Here is a 16,676-nt window from a genome sequence, read left to right on the forward strand (position 1 = left end):
AGCGGAGCATGCAGGTACTGGAATCCACAGTAAGCCCCCAGTCCGACGATTTCCGCACCAATGCGGAAGCCATGGAAGCCCACATCGCTACTTTCCGGGAAGTGGAGCAGAAGGTCCTGGACCTGGCTGAAGCGGCCCGGGACAAGTTCACCAAACGTGGCAAGCTGCTGCCGCGGGACCGGATCAACCGGCTGCTGGACCGCGGCACACCGTTCCTCGAATTGTGTTCCCTGGCCGGCTACAAGATGCACGACGACAAGGACGGCAGCTTGGCTGGCGGCGGCATCATTGCCGGTATTGGTTATGTGAGCGGCATTCGCTGCCTGGTGGTAGCCAGCAACAGCGCCATCAAGGGCGGCACCATCACCCCGGCCGGCCTGGACAAGACCCTGCGCCTGCAGCAGATCGCCATGGAGAACAAGCTGCCCGTGGTCTCGCTCTCCGAAAGCGGCGGCGCCAACCTGAACTACGCTACCGACATCTTCGTGCTCGGCGCCCGGGGCTTTGCCAACCAGGCACGCATGTCCGCCGCTGGCATTCCGCAGGTTACCGTGGTCCACGGCAACGCCACCGCCGGCGGCGCCTACCAGCCAGGTTTGTCCGATTACGTGATTGCCGTGCGCGGACAGGCCAAGATGTTCCTGGCCGGCCCACCGCTTCTGAAAGCCGCCACTGGCGAGCTGGCCACCGATGAGGAGCTGGGCGGCGCCGAAATGCACGCCACCGTGGCTGGCACCGCCGAATACCTGGCCGAAGACGACGCCGACGGCATTCGTCAGGCTCGCAACATCCTCGAGGCCCTGCCCTGGAACGAGCAACTGCCGCCGCGGCGCGAACTGCAATGGGAGGAGCCGCGCTACCCGGCGGAGGAGTTGCTGGGCGTTATCCCGGCCGATTCCAAGAAGCCCTACGACGTGCGCGAAATACTGGCCCGCATTGCCGACGGTTCAAAGTTCATGGACTTCAAGAACGAGTTCGACGACCAGACCGTCTGCGGCACGATCCGCATCGAAGGCCACTCGGTGGGCATCATCGGCAACAACGGTCCGATCACACCTGCGGGCTCCGCCAAGGCCGCCCAGTTCATCCAGCTGTGCGACCAGGCCGGCACGCCGCTGCTGTTCCTGCATAACACCACCGGGTTCATGGTGGGCACCCATTCAGAACAGAACGGCATCATCAAACACGGCTCGAAGATGATCCAGGCGGTGGCGAATTGCAGGGTGCCCAAGGTCGCAATTGTGATCGGCGGTTCCTATGGTGCGGGTAACTACGCCATGTGCGGCCGCGGCCTGGACCCACGTTTCATCTTCGCCTGGCCCAACAGCCGCACGGCGGTCATGGGCCCGGCCCAGGCGGGCAAGGTGATGCGCATCGTAGCCGAAGACAAGCAGCGGCGCGGCGGCCTGGAGCCGGATCCGAAGACGCTGGATTTTCTGGAGCAGGCGACGGCAAAGAAACTGGAGGAAGGCTCAACGGCGCTGTTTGGAACGGCCCGGCTGTGGGATGACGGGTTAATCGACCCACGGGATACCCGGCGGATTCTGGCCCTGGTGTTCGACGTGTGCCGGGAAGCCGAGACCCGGCAGTTGCGGCCCAATACCTTTGGAGTCGCCCGCCTGTAGGTCTGCTTATACGGCGGAGGAACCGATTGGCCCCCTCTGTCCAAAAAACGCTACGAGCACATCCATGTGCGCTTGGCGCCGGCCATCCTTGGCCGTCGACATTTTTGGACAGAGGGGGCCAACCGGTTCTTCGGAATTCGGAGTTAACGCATAAAGCCAGCATGCTTTTCAGCCGCAGCATGCGAAAAAACAACGGTAGGTCGGATTAGCCGGAGGCGTAATCCGACAAAAAAAGCCAGGCCACCCCGCCAATCTTTCGGGTTACGCCTTCGGCTAACCCGACCTACAAAAACAACAAAACTGCCAGCAGGCAGCAACACATTTGCAGACATGGGCAGGTGTGTGGGGCCGCTTCCAGAAAATGTCGGCGGCCAGGGATGGCCGACGCCAAGCGCACATGGATGTGCTAGTAGCGGTTTTCTGGAAGCGGCCCCACATACCTGCCGCCCAAGTTAAAGAACGTGCACCAAAACCAAGAAGGCACGAACTCTCTACTAGCAGGAGAACAAGAACGTGAAATTCACAGCCGAACACGAAGCCCTGAGAAAAACCGTCCGGGATTTCGTCGAGAAGGAAATCAACCCCCACTGCGACGAATGGGAAGCCGCCGGCGAATTCCCGATCCATGAACTGTTCAAGAAACTCGGCAACCTCGGCCTGCTCGGTATCCAGAAGCCGGAAGAGTACGGCGGCATGGGCCTGGACTACAGCTACAACCTGGTGGCGGCCGAAGAGCTGGGCATGGCCCATTGCGGCGGCGTGCCGCTGGCTGTGGGGGTTCAGACTGACATGTGTACGCCCGCCATTGCCCGCTTTGGCTCCGATGAACTCAAGCGCACCTTCCTCGCCCCGGCCATTGCCGGTGACATGGTCGGCTGTATCGGCGTTAGTGAAGTGGGCGCCGGTTCCGATGTAGCGGGGATGAAAACCACCGCCCGCAAAGACGGCGACGACTACATCATCAACGGCTCCAAGATGTGGATCACCAACAGCCCGCAGTCCGATTTCATCTGCCTGCTGGCCAACACCTCGGACGAGAAGCCCCACAAGAACAAATCCCTGATCGTGGTGCCCACCAAGACTCCAGGCATTTCCTTCAGCCCGCACCTGAACAAACTGGGCATGCGCTCCTCGGAAACCGCGCAGATTTTCTTCGACGACGTGCGCGTACCCCAGCGCTACCGGATTGGCGCCGAAGGCACGGGGTTCATGATGCAGATGCTGCAGTTCCAGGAGGAGCGCCTGTGGGGCGCGGCCAACGTGATCAAGGCGCTGGAGAACTGCATCAACAAGACCATCGAATACTGCCGCGAACGCAAGACCTTCGGCCAGCCGCTGATCGACAACCAAGTGATCCACTTCCGACTGGCCGAGCTGCAGACCGAGGTCGAAGCCCTGCGTGCCCTCACCTACCAGGCTTGCGAGCTGCACGTGGAAGGCAAGGATGTCACCCGCCTGGCGTCCATGGCCAAGCTCAAGGCGGGGCGCCTGGGGCGGGAGGTTACCGACAGCTGCCTGCAGTACTGGGGCGGCAACGGCTATATGTGGGACAACCCCATTTCCAGGGCGTTCCGGGACGTTCGGTTGGTGTCCATTGGCGGAGGTGCCGATGAAATCATGCTCGGGATTATCTGCAAGATGATGGGGACGCTTCCGGGCAAGAGGCGCGACTGACGCGCTCATCTCGGAGGCAGGCTACCGAGTTGGTGGAGCTTTCCAGGACACGCCCGCGAGTACGTCCCTGTAGGGCTCGATTGGGCCATCCATGGCCCTCAACGGTCCTGGAAACCTCCACCAACCCGGCAGCCCTAAAGTCTTAACGTGGAGTCAGTTATGGATCAGCTACCGCATTGCGAAACGCTTTTACTTGAAAAAAAGGGTCCCGCCCTGTTCATCACCCTGAACCGCCCGGACGTTCGCAACGCCATGAGCCTGGAGATGGTGGCGGAACTGTCGGCGGTGTTTACCCAGATCGAAAACGACCTGCACATCCGTGTCGTTGTCATCCGCGGCGCCGACGGGCATTTCTGTGCCGGCGGAGACATCAAGGACATGGCCGGCGCCCGGGGCCAGAAACCGGCCGAAGGCGAGGCGGATCCGTTCTACCGCCTGAACCGGGCCTTCGGCCAGATGATTCAGCAGGTGAACGAGTCTTCCAAGGTGGTCGTCGCAGTCACCGAGGGTGCAGTGATGGGCGGTGGTTTCGGCCTGGCCTGCGTCTCCGACGTCGCCATTGCCGGCCCCACGGCCAAGTTCGGCATGCCGGAAACCTCCCTGGGCGTGATTCCGGCCCAGATCGCCCCGTTCGTAGTTGAACGCATTGGCCTAACCCAGGCCCGCCGGCTGGCCCTGCTGGGTTTGAGAATTGACGCCGCCGAGGCCTGCCGTCTTGGCATCGTTCACCAGGCGGCTGCCTCAGACAAGGAAGTAAACGAGATGCTGGCCGGCGCTCTGGATCGTGTTCGCCAATGCGCACCGGTTGCAACCGCAGAAACCAAGGCGCTATTGCATCGGGTTGGCCACGAATCGATGAGCGGTTTGCTGGACAGCGCGGCCGAGAAATTTGCGGCAGCCATCCGGAGCAGCGAAGGAGCCGAGGGCACCATGGCCTTTATGCAAAAGCGTCCACCGGCATGGGCAGGCGACTCCGAATAATGCGGAGCGAGGGTGGGAGCCAACTGGCTTCCAGAAAATGTCGGCGGCCATGGATGGCCGACGTCAAGCGCACATGGATGTGCTCGTAGCGTTTTTCTGGAAGCCAGTTGGCTGCCAGCCTTGCGACGAACTCCAGAGGGAGAACACAGGACCATGCTTAAGAAACTCTTAATCGCAAACCGAGGCGAAATCGCCGTCCGGGTCATCCGCACCGCCAAAGCCCTCGGTTACCGCACCGTAGCCGTCTACTCCGAGGCCGACGCCAAAGCCCTGCACGTAGAAGTGGCCGACGAAGCCGTTTGTATCGGCCCGGCGCAGGTGTCCGCCTCCTACCTGAACAGCGACGCCATCCTCGATGCCGCCCGAAAAACCGGCGCCGACTGCGTCCACCCGGGTTACGGCTTCCTATCGGAAAATGCCGCCTTCGCCACCGCCTGCAAAGACGCCGGCCTGGTGTTCGTGGGCCCGCCCGCATCCGCCATTGAATTGATGGGCAGCAAGCGCCGCTCCAAAATCGCCATGCAGGAAGCCGGCGTACCCGTGGTGCCGGGATATGAAGGCAACAACGCGAGCGACGACGAACTCATTGCCGCCGCCAAGGACATCGGCTATCCGCTGATGATCAAGGCCTCCGCCGGCGGGGGTGGCCGTGGCATGCGCCTGGTGGAGAATGAAGCCGAACTGGCCGACAGCATCAGACGGGCCCGCTCTGAATCAAAACAGGCCTTCGGCGATGACGAACTGATCCTGGAAAAAGCGGTGATCGAGCCCCGCCATGTGGAAATCCAGGTGTTTGCCGACAGCCACGACAACGCCGTCTACCTGGGTGAGCGCGATTGCTCCGTGCAGCGCCGGCACCAGAAAGTGGTTGAAGAGGCACCCTCCCCCTTCGTAACACCAGAACTGCGCCAGGCCATGGGCGAGGCGGCCGTCAAAGCCGCCCTGGCCTGCCACTACGAAGGCGCCGGCACCGTCGAGTTCCTGGTGGACAAGCACCGCAATTTCTACTTCCTGGAAATGAACACCCGCCTGCAGGTCGAGCACCCGGTGACCGAACTGATCACCGGCCAGGACCTGGTGGCCTGGCAATTGACCGTGGCGGAAGGGCGGCCCCTGCCGCTGGCACAGAACGACATCCGCCTGAACGGCCACGCCATCGAAGTGCGGCTTTACGCAGAAGACCCGGCCCACGGGTTCACACCCCAAACCGGTCCACTGCTGGCCTTCGAACCCGCCGAAGGTGAAGGCCTGCGGTTTGATACCGGGGTTCGCTCCGGAGACGCCATCACACCCCACTACGACCCCATGCTCGCGAAGGTGATCGCCTGGGGCCAGAACCGGGACGAGGCCCGCCGCCGGCTGATCCGGGCGCTGGAAGACACCGCCGTATTCGGGGTAACCACCAATCGTTACTTCCTGAGCCGGATCATTGCCAACGACACCTTCGGCGCCGGTGAGGCCACAACGGCTTTCCTGCAGCAGGCGTTCGTGGACGACCCGTCGCTGAAGCCCCAGGCACCGGACCTCCGCCAACTGGCCCTGGCCGCCTGCGTGTTCGACCATGGCATTTCGGGCCAGACCGCCTGGAGCAATGCTCCCGCCACCATGACACCGATCAAGCTGGCCAGCGGTGACGCTGTTGTAGAGTTACTGGTGACCCGCCGCGGCAACCGCGTGTCTGTCAGCCAGGGCGACGCCCAACACTCTCTGGAGCTGATCCACAGAAGCGAGGGCCGGTTGTGCATGATCGACAACGGGGTTCGTCAGACTTGCCAATACCACCGGGATGGCGATTCCCTATATTTGCAGGCGTTCGGGCAGGCCTGGTCGGTGCGGGACATAACCCACCAACCGGCGCAAACTGCGGGTGGCGTCGGCAGTGGCCGCATCCAGGCCACCATGGACGGTGCCATTATTGATGTGTTGGTGGCCGCTGGCCAGAGGGTTCGCCAGGGCGCTACGCTGGTGGTACTGGAGGCCATGAAGATGGAGCATCCGGTAAAAGCCGACCGAGACGGCGTTGTCGGCGCGGTTCACGCCAGCCAGGGCGATCAGGTAAAGCGCAGTCAACTGCTGGTGGAAATCACCGCCGACGAGACCGCCGAACAGGAGAACGACGCATGAGCAGTTTACGCCAACGCACCGTTTTCATTACCGGCGCCAGCCGGGGTATTGGCCGGGCCATCGCCCTGGCATGTGCCCGCCAGGGCGCCAACGTGGTGATTGCCGCCAAATCGGACACACCGCATCCGAAGCTGCCGGGCACGATTCACACCGTGGCCGAGGAAGTGCGCGAGGCCGGAGGCCAGGCACTGCCGCTGGTTCTGGATGTGCGGGACGAAAAACAGATTCGCCAGTGCATCGACGAGGCCGGTGAGTATTTTGGCGGCATCGATGCCCTGGTGAACAACGCCGGTGCCATACGGCTGACCGGCGTGGAGAACCTGAAGGTCAGCCGGTACGACCTGATGCACCAGGTCAACGCCCGAGCGGTGATGGCCTGCAGCCAGGCCGCATTGCCCTGGCTGAAAGAGTCGGATCAGGCCCACATACTGAGCCTGTCACCGCCTCTGAACCTGGACACTCGGTGGTTCGCCCAGTACGGCCCCTACACCACCACCAAGTACGCCATGACCATGCTGAGCCTGGGCATGGCGGAGGAATTCCGGCGCTACGGCATTGCCGTGAACACGCTCTGGCCGAAAACCCTGATTGCCACTGCCGCCATCGAGTTTGAAGTGGGCGGCCCGAAAATGATGGCCCAGGGCCGTAAGCCCGAGATCATGGCCGATGCCGCCGTCAGCATTCTGACCCGGTCGGCCGACGCAATGACCGGGCAGAACCTGATTGACGAAGACCTGCTCCGGCAGGACGGGATCACCGATTTTGAACACTACCGGTACGAACCGGGCGACACGCCCCTGATGCCGGACCTGTTTTTGGACTGAGCCCGGTGCCTGCGTTGTTTCAGGCTCCGGGCCCGCACAAGAAGGCACTAACGGAAAACCATGAGCCAAGACAACGTATCCCCACTGGACCTAGCCCGCAGCCTGCCCGGGATTCTCCGGCGTTTGCCTGCCATTACCCGGGGGCTGTACTACTATTCCCTGGACAACGAGAACCGGGAGCTGACCCTCGGAACACTCGTTGAGACCAACGCCCGGAATGTCGGCCATCGGCCTGCAGTGCTGTTTGAAGACCGGGTTATCACCTGGAGCGAACTCAATGGCTGGGCCAACCGCATCGCCCGGTACCTGCAGGAGCAGGGGCTCAGCAAAGGCGACGCCATTGCCGTGTTCCTGGAAAACCGGCCAGAGCTTCTGGCGGTGGTCGCGGGCGCGGCCAAGCTCGGCGTTGCCTGCGCCATGCTCAACACCTCTCAGAAAGGTAAGGTTCTGGAGCACAGCATCGGGCTGATCGAGCCGAAGATGGTGGTTGTCGGCGAGGAGTTGCTGGACAGCTTCGAAGGAATCCGGGCCAATCTCCATACCCGCCATCCCAGACCGTTCCAGTTCCTGGCGGATATCAATACCCTGAACGCCTTTGGCGAGGCCCCGGAGGGCTACACCAACATGGCCGAGCAGGTGAGCACCTTCAACAGCGACAACCTGGTGCTGACCAATCCGCCCCGAATGGGCGATACCGCCATCTACCTGTTCACCTCCGGCACCACCGGCCTGCCCAAGGCCGCACCCGGCTCACACCGGAAATTCGTCAAGGCCTACGGCGGCTTCGGCCTGATGTCCCTGGCCATGGAACCCGAGGATGTCCTCTACTGCACCCTGCCCCTCTACCATGGCACCGCGCTGCTGGTGTGCTGGGGCTCGGTGCTGGCCGGCGGTTCGGCTATTGCGTTACGCCGCAAGTTCTCCGCCAGCGCCTTCTGGGACGACGTTCGCCGCTACCGCGCCACCACCTTCGGCTACGTGGGCGAACTCTGCCGCTACCTGCTGAATCAGCCTCCGGGCCCGCAGGACCGTAACCACAGCCTCACCAAGATGATCGGCAATGGCCTGCGCCCCTCCATCTGGAAAGAATTCAAGGATCGCTTCGGTATCAAGACCGTCGCCGAGCTTTATGCCTCCAGTGAAGGCAACATCGGGTTCAGTAACTTCTTCAACATGGACAACACCGTCGGCTTTTCCACGGCTCCCTACAAGCTGGTGAAGTTCCACGAAGGCACCCGCGACCCGATACGGGACAAAAAGGGCTTCATGAAAGAAGTGGCCAAGGGCGAACCCGGCCTGCTGATCGGCGAAATTACCAAGAAATGGTCATTCGAGGGCTACACCCAGAAAGACGCCACCGAAAAGTCGATCCTGCGCAACGCCTTCAAGAAAGGTGACGCCTGGTTCAACACCGGCGATGTCCTGCGGGAAATCGGCTTTGGCCACCTGCAGTTCGTGGACCGGATGGGCGACACCTTCCGCTGGAAAGGCGAGAACGTCTCCACCACGGAGGTGGAAAACATCATCGACGGTTCGGGTATGGTGGAGGAAGCGATTGTCTACGGCGTCGAAATCCCGGGCACCAACGGCAAGGCCGGCATGGTGACCCTGGTGCCCCAGGGCAATGGCCAGCCGTTCGACGTTAACGGTCTGTTCCGCTACTTGCGGGACAACCTGCCTGCCTATGCAGTGCCGGTGTTCCTGCGTGTCACCAACGCCATCGAGAAAACGGGGACCTTCAAGTACCGCAAGGTGGATATCCAGAAGCTCGGCTATTCGCTACGGGATGGCGAGTCGGTCTATGCCTGGTTGCCCGGCACCGACGGGTATACCTTGCTGACGCGGGAGCTGGTTTCGGAGATTGACTCAGGTGGAGTTCGGTTCTGACTTTTTTGGTTGGATTCTGGTCCGGCCCTAGCCTTCCGGGCTTGGTGGTAGCCGCCTTCGGGCCGTCTGCCCAAAAAACGCTACGAGCACATCCATGTGCGCTTGGCGCCGGCCGTCCCTGGCCGGCGACATTTTTGGGCAGACGGCCCGAAGCCGGCATTCATAATTCGGTGGGATAGGTAAACGTTCGTTCAGAGCGAGGGAAAGACTGATAGCTCAAATCAGTAGGTCGGATTAGGCGTAGCCGTAATCCGACATAAACGTCCGGCCTGTTGGATTCGTCGTCGGATTACGACTGCGTCTAATCCGACCTACGGACCGTTCGCCTATTCCTCCTATGCCGGAAGGCGAGGGTGGGTGGCGCCTCCCAAAAATGTCGGCGGCCAAGGATGGCCGGCGCCAAGCGCACATGGATGTGCTCGTAGCGGTTTTTGGGAGGGGCCGCCCATCCTTGCCACCGCCCAATCAGGCAGGCTAGGGCCAGAGCAAAGTCAATACATCAAGAGCCGACTCTCAACACCACCTTGCCGGTAGCACGACGTTCAGTCAGTGCACCCAGGGCCTTGGCGTAATCCTCGAAGTCATAAACCTCGCTGACCTTGGGATCAATCTCGCCTTCGGCGTAAAGCTTCATCAGCTCCATCATGTTCTGGGCGCTCGCCTCCGGCTCGCGCTGGGTGAAGCTGCCCCAGAATACGCCGACCACGGAACAGCCCTTGAGCAGGGTGAGATTGGCAGGGATTTTCGGGATGTCGCCGGCGGCGAAGCCGATAATCAGGTGACGGCCGTTCCAGCCCATGGCACGCAGGGCCTGTTCGGTGAAATCGCCGCCGACCGGGTCGTAGATCACATCCACGCCCTTGCTGTGGGTGAGCTTCTTGACCGCATCTTTCAGGGGTTCTTCGGTGTAATTGATCAGCTCGTCGGCGCCTGCCTCTTTGGCGATGGCCAGTTTTTCGGCGGAGCTGGCGGCGGCGATGACCTTTGCGCCCATGGCCTTGCCCAGCTCAACCGTCGCCAGGCCAACACCGCCACTGGCGCCCAGGACCAACAGGGTCTCGCCCGGTTGCAGGTTGCCACGCTGCTTGAGCGCGTAATAGGACGTGCCATACACCATGGTGAACGCGGCGGCTTTCTCATCCGACATGCCGTCGGGAACCGGCAGCAGGTTCTGCTCCGGAACGATCACTTCCTCCGCGAAGGCGCCGTAACCGGTGAGCCCGGCTACCCGGTCACCCACCTTGAAACGGGTGACCTTGTCGCCCACGGCCACAACTTCTCCGGCCATCTCGCCGCCCGGAGAGAAAGGCATGTTGGGTTTGAGCTGGTATTTGCCTTCGATGATCAGCGTATCCGGGAAATTCAGGCCGGCGGCCTTCACGCGCACTTTCACGCCGCGCCCTTTCGCTTCGGGGCTGGGGACGTCTTCGATCACCAGTTTATCGGCGGGGCCGTATTCCTTGCAGAGAATGGCTTTCATGAACGCTCCATTGTGTTTGATCCGGGTTACCGGCAGGGGACACCTGCCGATTGATACCCGTCAAGCTAAACAGAGTCAGCCCATGAAGCAAATAAAGATCCTTTATCCTCGCGCATAAGCCATGCTTATGCTCAAGCCTTGCTTCTCAGAGCATGGAACCTGCGAACAGCAGTGCGCCAATCACACAGATACCCGCAACCAGAATGCCGGCCTTCAATCCGCCCGACATCACCTCGGGTTTGGCGCCAGTGGCGCGGTCGTCATCGTAGTTGACCAGTTTCTGGTCCTGGCTGGAGTTGCGGATAAGCGCGATCATTTTTTCGCACTGGTCGGCGGTGAAGTTGGCCGGGTTAAACGACTGCAGGCCTTCCGCATCCAGGAATTGCCGGACGTCTTTCGACAGCGGCACATACTTCATAGACCAGTTGCTGAAGGTGCGCTCGCTGATCGGCTCCTCGATGAGAGTGATCACGTTGCGATGGCGTTCATCCTTGAGAATACGTCCGTAGGTCTCGCGCACAGCAGACTCGTCACCCTCCAGATACTGGAAAAACCGGTTGTCCCCGTAGTAGAGGCCACCGACCAATTGGTCTCTGGCGTTGTTCTTGCGGGAAGTCATGAGAATCCGGGCGACGTGGGGCTCAACGCCTTTTTCGACCGGCTTGGCCTGGAACGTGGCTTCACTGGCATAGGCCAGACGCATAAGAGACATAGCAACTCCGTACTGCAAGGGTGAAAGAGTGATAGGGATAAAGGTAACCTGAATGCAAGATACGCACTGAACTGTCGCCATGGATCACAGGTAAGCAAGAGTCCTTGCATCACGGGTCCGGAACGGGATGAACTGGGCGGGGAATTCCGCTATCCTGCGCGCCCTGGAACCGCCGCCTTGCAACCGTTGCCCGACCCGCAGGAGCTGCCATGCTCGATATCATCTATGTGCTTGAAATGATTGGCATCGTTGCCTTTGCCATTTCCGGCATGATTGTGGCTCGGTCAAAGAATATGGATCCCGTGGGCGTGTTTACCATCGGGTTCATTACCGCTCTTGGCGGGGGTACTCTGCGGGACCTGATCATGGACAATCACCCGCTGTACTGGATCAAGCATCAGGAACTGCCCATGCTGATCCTGGCCATGGCCATCGTGTTCAGCTACTGGAAGCGGGCCGAGCGGCTCCGGGAATCCCGCATCCTGCTTCCGGATGCCATTGGCCTGGGTGTGTTCTCCATTCTGGGTGCCCAACTCGCGCTGGATCTGGGGCACTCGCTGTTTGTAGCTTCTCTGCTGGGTGTGATGACCGGCACCTTTGGCGGCGCCCTGCGCGATACTCTCTGCAACGAGGTGCCCTACATTTTCCGGAAGGACCAGATCTACGCCTCGATCTCGTTTGCCGGCTGCTGGGTCTATTTCCTCTGCCAGTGGCTACTTGCCAACGAGGCGTTGCCTTTGACCATCGGCCTGCTGTTCATTGTGATTGTGCGCCTGCTCGCCGTGCGCTTTGATATCCGCCTGCAGCGCGATCCCGGCAACCACTAAAGCGAGCCCGAACGGTGACAAACTGTCAGCCGCCCTTGGCCTGAGGCAGCTGAGCCGGTAATATTGCCGTTTTTTCACGCAATTCCCGATTGCCGGCCCGGCCGGACCCGAAACTCCAACTTTCAGCATCCTGTGAGGCAGACATCCGTCATGCTTGAGCGACTGTTCAAACTCCAGGCCCACGGCACCACTGTTCGTAAAGAAGTGGTAGCGGGCGTCACCACCTTCCTGACCATGGCCTATATCATCGTGGTCAACCCCAGCATCCTGTCCGCCACCGGCATGGATTTCGGGGCCGTCTTCGTGGCAACCTGTCTGGCCGCCGTCATCGGCACCCTGATCATGGGGCTGTGGGCGAATTACCCGATTGCCCTGGCACCGGGCATGGGCCTGAACGCCTTCTTTTCGTTTACCGTGGTCGGCAGCATGGGCTACAGCTGGCAGGTAGCCCTGGGCGCAGTATTCCTCTCCGGCTTCCTGTTCTTCCTGCTCAGTATCTTCCGGGTCCGGGAATGGATCATCAACAGCATCCCCATGTCGCTGCGCTTCGGCATTTCCGCCGGTATCGGCTTCTTCCTGGCGCTGATTGCCCTCAAGAACGCCGGTATTGTAGTGGATCATCCGGCCACGCTGGTGGGCCTGGGCGAGGTAAAAGTGGCCGAGAGCCTGCTGTTTTTCGGCGGCTTCCTGCTGATCTGTGCCCTGTCTTTCCGGCAGGTCACCGGGGCCGTGATGATTGGCATCATCGCGGTTACCGGCATCGCCATGATGCTGGGTATGGTGGAATACAAGGGCTTTGTTTCCGCACCGCCCAGCCTGGCACCCACCTTCCTGCAGCTGGACCTGGCCGGCGCCCTGAACGTGGGCATGATCAGCGTAATCTTTGCGTTCCTGTTCGTTGACCTGTTCGACACCTCCGGCACTCTGATTGGCGCCGCCCAGCGTGGTGGTCTCCTGGACAAGGACGGCAAGCTGCCGCGCCTGGGCCGGGCCCTGATGTCCGATTCGGTGGCCACCATGTCCGGCGCTGCCCTGGGCACCTCCACCACCACCAGCTACATCGAGTCCACCGCCGGCATTTCCGCCGGTGGCCGTACCGGCCTGACCGCCGTGGTTGTGGCCGCCCTGTTCCTGGCGTGCCTGCTGCTTTCGCCGATTGCCAGTATCATTCCCGCCTACGCTACCGCACCGGCACTGCTCTACGTGGCTGTGCTGATGGCCAGCGGCCTCAAGCTGATCGACTGGGACAACGTCACCGACGCCGCGCCGGCCGTGGTCACTGCGCTGATGATGCCTCTCACATTCTCCATCGCCAATGGCATTGCCCTCGGGTTCATCACCTACGCTGCTCTGAAAGCGCTGAGCGGTCGCTGGTCTGATCTCAATCCCAGCGTTGTTATCATTGCCATTGTGTTTGTACTGAAATTCATTTTCCTGGACGCGGCCTGATCCGCGTCCGGAATCTTTATCGGATCTGCTATGGATTATTTCTCCGAGAGCATCAAGAAGGCCATCCGCACCGTGCCGGACTGGCCCAAACCCGGCGTGGCCTTTCGCGACATCACCACGGTGCTGCAGGACAAGACCGCCTTCCGCAAGCTGATCGACGCCTTCGTGCACCGCTACCATGGCCACAAGATTGATGCGGTGGCCGCGGTCGATGCCCGGGGCTTCATCATCGGCTCGGCACTCGCCTACGAGCTCAACGCTTCCCTCGTGCTGGTTCGGAAAAAGGGCAAGCTGCCGTTCGACACCCTCGTGGAAGACTATGAGCTGGAGTACGGTACCGCCTCCGTGGAGCTGCACAAGGATGCGTTCAAGCCCGGAGACAAGGTGGTCCTGGTGGACGACCTGATCGCCACCGGCGGCACCATGCTGGCCGCCACCCGCCTGATCCGCCGCATCGGAGCGGAGATCGTGGAAGTGGCAGCAATGATCGACCTGCCGGATCTGGGCGGCTCACGCAAGCTTCAGGACGAGGGTCTTCAGGTTTATACTGTCTGTTCATTCGAGGGGGACTGACCCCCACTACAGGCGGAGCGTGGCCATGCCGGATTACCAACACCACTGGAAGGACGGTACCCCCGTTCACCTGCCACTGGGCAAGATTGTCTGCATTGGCCGCAATTACGCGGAACACGCCCGGGAACTGAACAATCCGGTACCGGACGAGCCCTTGCTATTCATCAAGCCGTCAACCGCTGCGGTACACATCACCCGCCCCCTGGACTTTCCGCGAGACCAGGGCGACGTGCATTTTGAAACAGAGCTGGCGGTGCTGATTGGCCGCCCGCTGACCCGTGCCTCCGCCAGCGAGGCCGAAGCCGCCATCCTGGGCTATGGCCTGGCTCTGGATCTGACACTCCGGGATCTGCAATCCCGGCTCAAGGAAAAAGGCCAGCCCTGGGAACGGGCCAAGGGATTCGACGGCGCCTGCCCACTGTCACCGTTCGTGTCGGCAGACCGATTCCCCGGCGACAACATCCACTTTACCCTGGACATCGATCACCAGCGCCAGCAAACCGGTGACACCCGCGAGATGCTGAATCCCATCGTACCGCTGATTGCCCACATCAGCAGCCAGTTCAGCCTTCTGCCGGGCGACGTGGTGCTGACAGGCACACCCAAGGGGGTAGGCCCGCTGGTGTCCGGCCAGACGCTGTCGCTGGAGCTGGAAGATCAGTTGTTCGTTGAAACCACCGTGGTTTAACCTGAGGTTCCGGCTAAACCCAAAACCGGTCAGAGACGTACATTTGCCATGGCAAAAAAACCGGTAACTTCCCGTCGTGGTCGCTTTTTCAGACTTGCAGGCATGACCGCCTCCGTGGCCGGTCAGTATGCCGGCCAGCGCGCGCGCCGATTGTTCCGCTCGGAGAACGACGAAGGCGCCCAGAGCGAGAGCTACACCCGCATGGCGGGCCAGATTGCCGACACCCTGGGCGAGCTTAAAGGCGCTGTAATGAAAGTCGGCCAGATTGCCTCCCAGACCCAGGATTTCCTGCCCCGGGAATTCTCCGAAGCCCTGGAAAAGCTTCAGAAAGAAGCGCCACCGATGCCCTTCGAGGTCATTGTCGAGCAGATTGAGACCGAGCTCGGCAAACCGGTGGGCGAACTGTTCGAATACCTGCAGGAAGCGCCCTATGCCGCGGCCTCCATTGGCCAGGTCCACCGGGCCCGCCTGCACGATGGCACCGATGTGATCGTCAAGGTCCAGTATCCGGGCGTCGACGAATCCTGCGATTCGGACCTCAAGCAACTGAGAATGGCCCTGAAGCTTGGCGGCCTGCTGAAGATGCCCAAGGAGTCAGTGGACCGCCTGTTTGCCGAGATTCGCGAACGGCTGAAGGAAGAACTCGACTACGAAAACGAAGCCCGCAACATCGAGCTGTTCCGCACCTTCCACGAACACCAGCCCTGGGTGCTGATTCCCTCAGTGATACCCGGGCACTCCACCCGCCGGGTGCTGACCATGAAGCTGGTGGAGGGCGACCACGTCAGCAAAGTGACCAGGGAGAAGTACGACCAGAACACCATCAACCTGATTGGCCATCGTATCTTCACCCTGATGGCGGATCAGCTGTTCCGGTTCCAGTGCATCCACGGCGACCCCCATGCCGGCAACTTCGCCTACCGCCCGGATGGCTCGATCATCATGTACGATTTCGGCTGCGTAAAGAAACTCAAGCCGGAGATTGTCGAGGCCTATCGCAATGCCCTCGTAGCGGCGCTGGATGAGGATTACCAGGCGCTGGACCGCTACCTGATCGACCTGGGCGCGCGGGTTGGCAGCCAGCCTGCCGTGGACGAGGCCTACTACGCCATGTGGCGGGATATCCTGGTCGTCCCCTTCGAACACGACGAGCCCTATGACTTCGCCGAGGCCGACATCCACAAGCGGGTGGCGGAAAAAACCAGTACCGTGTTCAAGTATCTCGACTACTTCAAGCCGCCGGTGGAAAGCATCTTTATCGACCGTATGATTGCCGGTCATTACTGGATGCTCAAGAGACTGGGAGTGCAGGCCGCCTTCCGGAGTGAGCTGGAGCGCTATCTTGAGACAACGTCGGACTGATCTTGCTCAGCCCGACGCGCTTTGTCACGACCATCAGGTTTTCTGTTTCAGCAGGTCCCTGATCTCCATTAACAGCTGCTCCTGGGCCGAGGGCGCCGGTGGCGCCGCCGGGGTTTCTGCCTCTTTCTTGCGCATCATGTTCAGGGCCTTCACACCAATGAACACTGCAAACGCCACGATGACAAAATCCAGAACCGTCTGGATAAACACGCCGTAGCGCAGAGTGACTGCTGCAGCGCCTTCCTCGGCGGCCTTGAGGGTGACCACCAGGTTCGAAAAATCAACACCACCAACCAGCAGACCGATGGGCGGCATCAGAACATCGGCTACGAACGACGACACGATCTTCCCGAACGCCACGCCAATAATGATGCCCACGGCCATATCGACCACATTACCCTTAACCGCAAATTCCTTGAATTCCTTTACAATGCTCATTCACGGCACTCCTTTGGATGTCCGACCTTTGG

The 16,676-nt window shown here is 61.0% G+C and carries 14 protein-coding genes; 11 read left to right on the forward strand and 3 right to left on the reverse strand.

Annotated features, from left to right (window positions below; translation table 11 throughout):
* Positions 1-8 precede the first annotated feature (8 nt).
* From AC0J1C_RS12585 to AC0J1C_RS12610, 6 genes are all read left to right on the forward strand, one after another.
* Complete coding sequence (locus tag AC0J1C_RS12585; RefSeq protein ID WP_473044175.1) at positions 9-1,625, forward strand: acyl-CoA carboxylase subunit beta; 1,617 nt, start codon at positions 9-11, stop codon at positions 1,623-1,625.
* 513 nt (positions 1,626-2,138) lie between these two features.
* Positions 2,139-3,299: a citronellyl-CoA dehydrogenase gene (gene atuD, locus AC0J1C_RS12590; RefSeq protein WP_473044176.1), complete on the forward strand. Its 1,161-nt coding sequence runs from the start codon at positions 2,139-2,141 to the stop codon at positions 3,297-3,299.
* Positions 3,300-3,458: 159 nt separating this feature from the next.
* On the forward strand, positions 3,459-4,280 hold the full coding sequence (locus AC0J1C_RS12595; RefSeq protein ID WP_473044177.1) for an enoyl-CoA hydratase/isomerase family protein: 822 nt from the start codon (positions 3,459-3,461) through the stop codon (positions 4,278-4,280).
* A 153-nt stretch (positions 4,281-4,433) separates the two neighbouring features.
* Positions 4,434-6,404, forward strand: coding sequence for an acetyl/propionyl/methylcrotonyl-CoA carboxylase subunit alpha (locus AC0J1C_RS12600; protein ID WP_473044178.1), 1,971 nt, complete (start codon positions 4,434-4,436; stop codon positions 6,402-6,404).
* Positions 6,401-7,228: an SDR family oxidoreductase gene (locus AC0J1C_RS12605; RefSeq protein ID WP_375192163.1), complete on the forward strand. Its 828-nt coding sequence runs from the start codon at positions 6,401-6,403 to the stop codon at positions 7,226-7,228. Before AC0J1C_RS12600 ends, AC0J1C_RS12605 begins: the two co-directional genes overlap by 4 nt.
* Positions 7,229-7,288: 60 nt before the next feature.
* On the forward strand, positions 7,289-9,115 hold the full coding sequence (locus AC0J1C_RS12610; protein ID WP_473044179.1) for a long-chain-acyl-CoA synthetase: 1,827 nt from the start codon (positions 7,289-7,291) through the stop codon (positions 9,113-9,115).
* Between the two features lie 499 nt (positions 9,116-9,614).
* Here AC0J1C_RS12610 and AC0J1C_RS12615 read toward each other — a convergent pair whose 3' ends face one another.
* Both AC0J1C_RS12615 and AC0J1C_RS12620 read right to left on the reverse strand, forming a co-directional pair.
* Positions 9,615-10,595 carry an NADPH:quinone oxidoreductase family protein gene (locus AC0J1C_RS12615; protein WP_473044180.1) on the reverse strand — a complete coding sequence of 327 codons (981 nt, stop codon included), beginning with the start codon at positions 10,593-10,595 and terminating at the stop codon, positions 9,615-9,617.
* A gap of 145 nt (positions 10,596-10,740) precedes the next feature.
* Entirely contained in the window at positions 10,741-11,307 is a 567-nt protein-coding gene (locus AC0J1C_RS12620) for a BLUF domain-containing protein (RefSeq protein ID WP_473044181.1), read from the reverse strand.
* A 209-nt stretch (positions 11,308-11,516) separates the two neighbouring features.
* Here AC0J1C_RS12620 and AC0J1C_RS12625 point away from each other — a divergent pair, with 209 nt between their 5' ends.
* From AC0J1C_RS12625 to AC0J1C_RS12645, 5 genes are all read left to right on the forward strand, one after another.
* Positions 11,517-12,134, forward strand: a complete 618-nt coding sequence (locus AC0J1C_RS12625) for a trimeric intracellular cation channel family protein (RefSeq protein WP_473044182.1) — start codon at positions 11,517-11,519, stop codon at positions 12,132-12,134.
* A 150-nt stretch (positions 12,135-12,284) separates the two neighbouring features.
* Positions 12,285-13,583, forward strand: coding sequence for an NCS2 family permease (locus AC0J1C_RS12630; RefSeq protein ID WP_375192158.1), 1,299 nt, complete (start codon positions 12,285-12,287; stop codon positions 13,581-13,583).
* Positions 13,584-13,613: 30 nt separating this feature from the next.
* Complete coding sequence (locus AC0J1C_RS12635; RefSeq protein WP_473044183.1) at positions 13,614-14,156, forward strand: adenine phosphoribosyltransferase; 543 nt, start codon at positions 13,614-13,616, stop codon at positions 14,154-14,156.
* 25 nt (positions 14,157-14,181) lie between these two features.
* The gene (locus AC0J1C_RS12640) at positions 14,182-14,844 is read left to right on the forward strand and encodes a fumarylacetoacetate hydrolase family protein (protein ID WP_473044184.1); all 663 of its coding nucleotides are present in this window, start codon (positions 14,182-14,184) and stop codon (positions 14,842-14,844) included.
* A gap of 48 nt (positions 14,845-14,892) precedes the next feature.
* Complete coding sequence (locus tag AC0J1C_RS12645) at positions 14,893-16,206, forward strand: ABC1 kinase family protein (protein WP_473044185.1); 1,314 nt, start codon at positions 14,893-14,895, stop codon at positions 16,204-16,206.
* A gap of 33 nt (positions 16,207-16,239) precedes the next feature.
* Here AC0J1C_RS12645 and mscL read toward each other — a convergent pair whose 3' ends face one another.
* Positions 16,240-16,644 carry a large-conductance mechanosensitive channel protein MscL gene (mscL, locus tag AC0J1C_RS12650; protein ID WP_091986925.1) on the reverse strand — a complete coding sequence of 135 codons (405 nt, stop codon included), beginning with the start codon at positions 16,642-16,644 and terminating at the stop codon, positions 16,240-16,242.
* Between the last annotated feature and the right edge of the window lie 32 nt (positions 16,645-16,676).

The sequence above is a fragment of the Marinobacter sp. E2 genome (assembly GCF_055755345.1).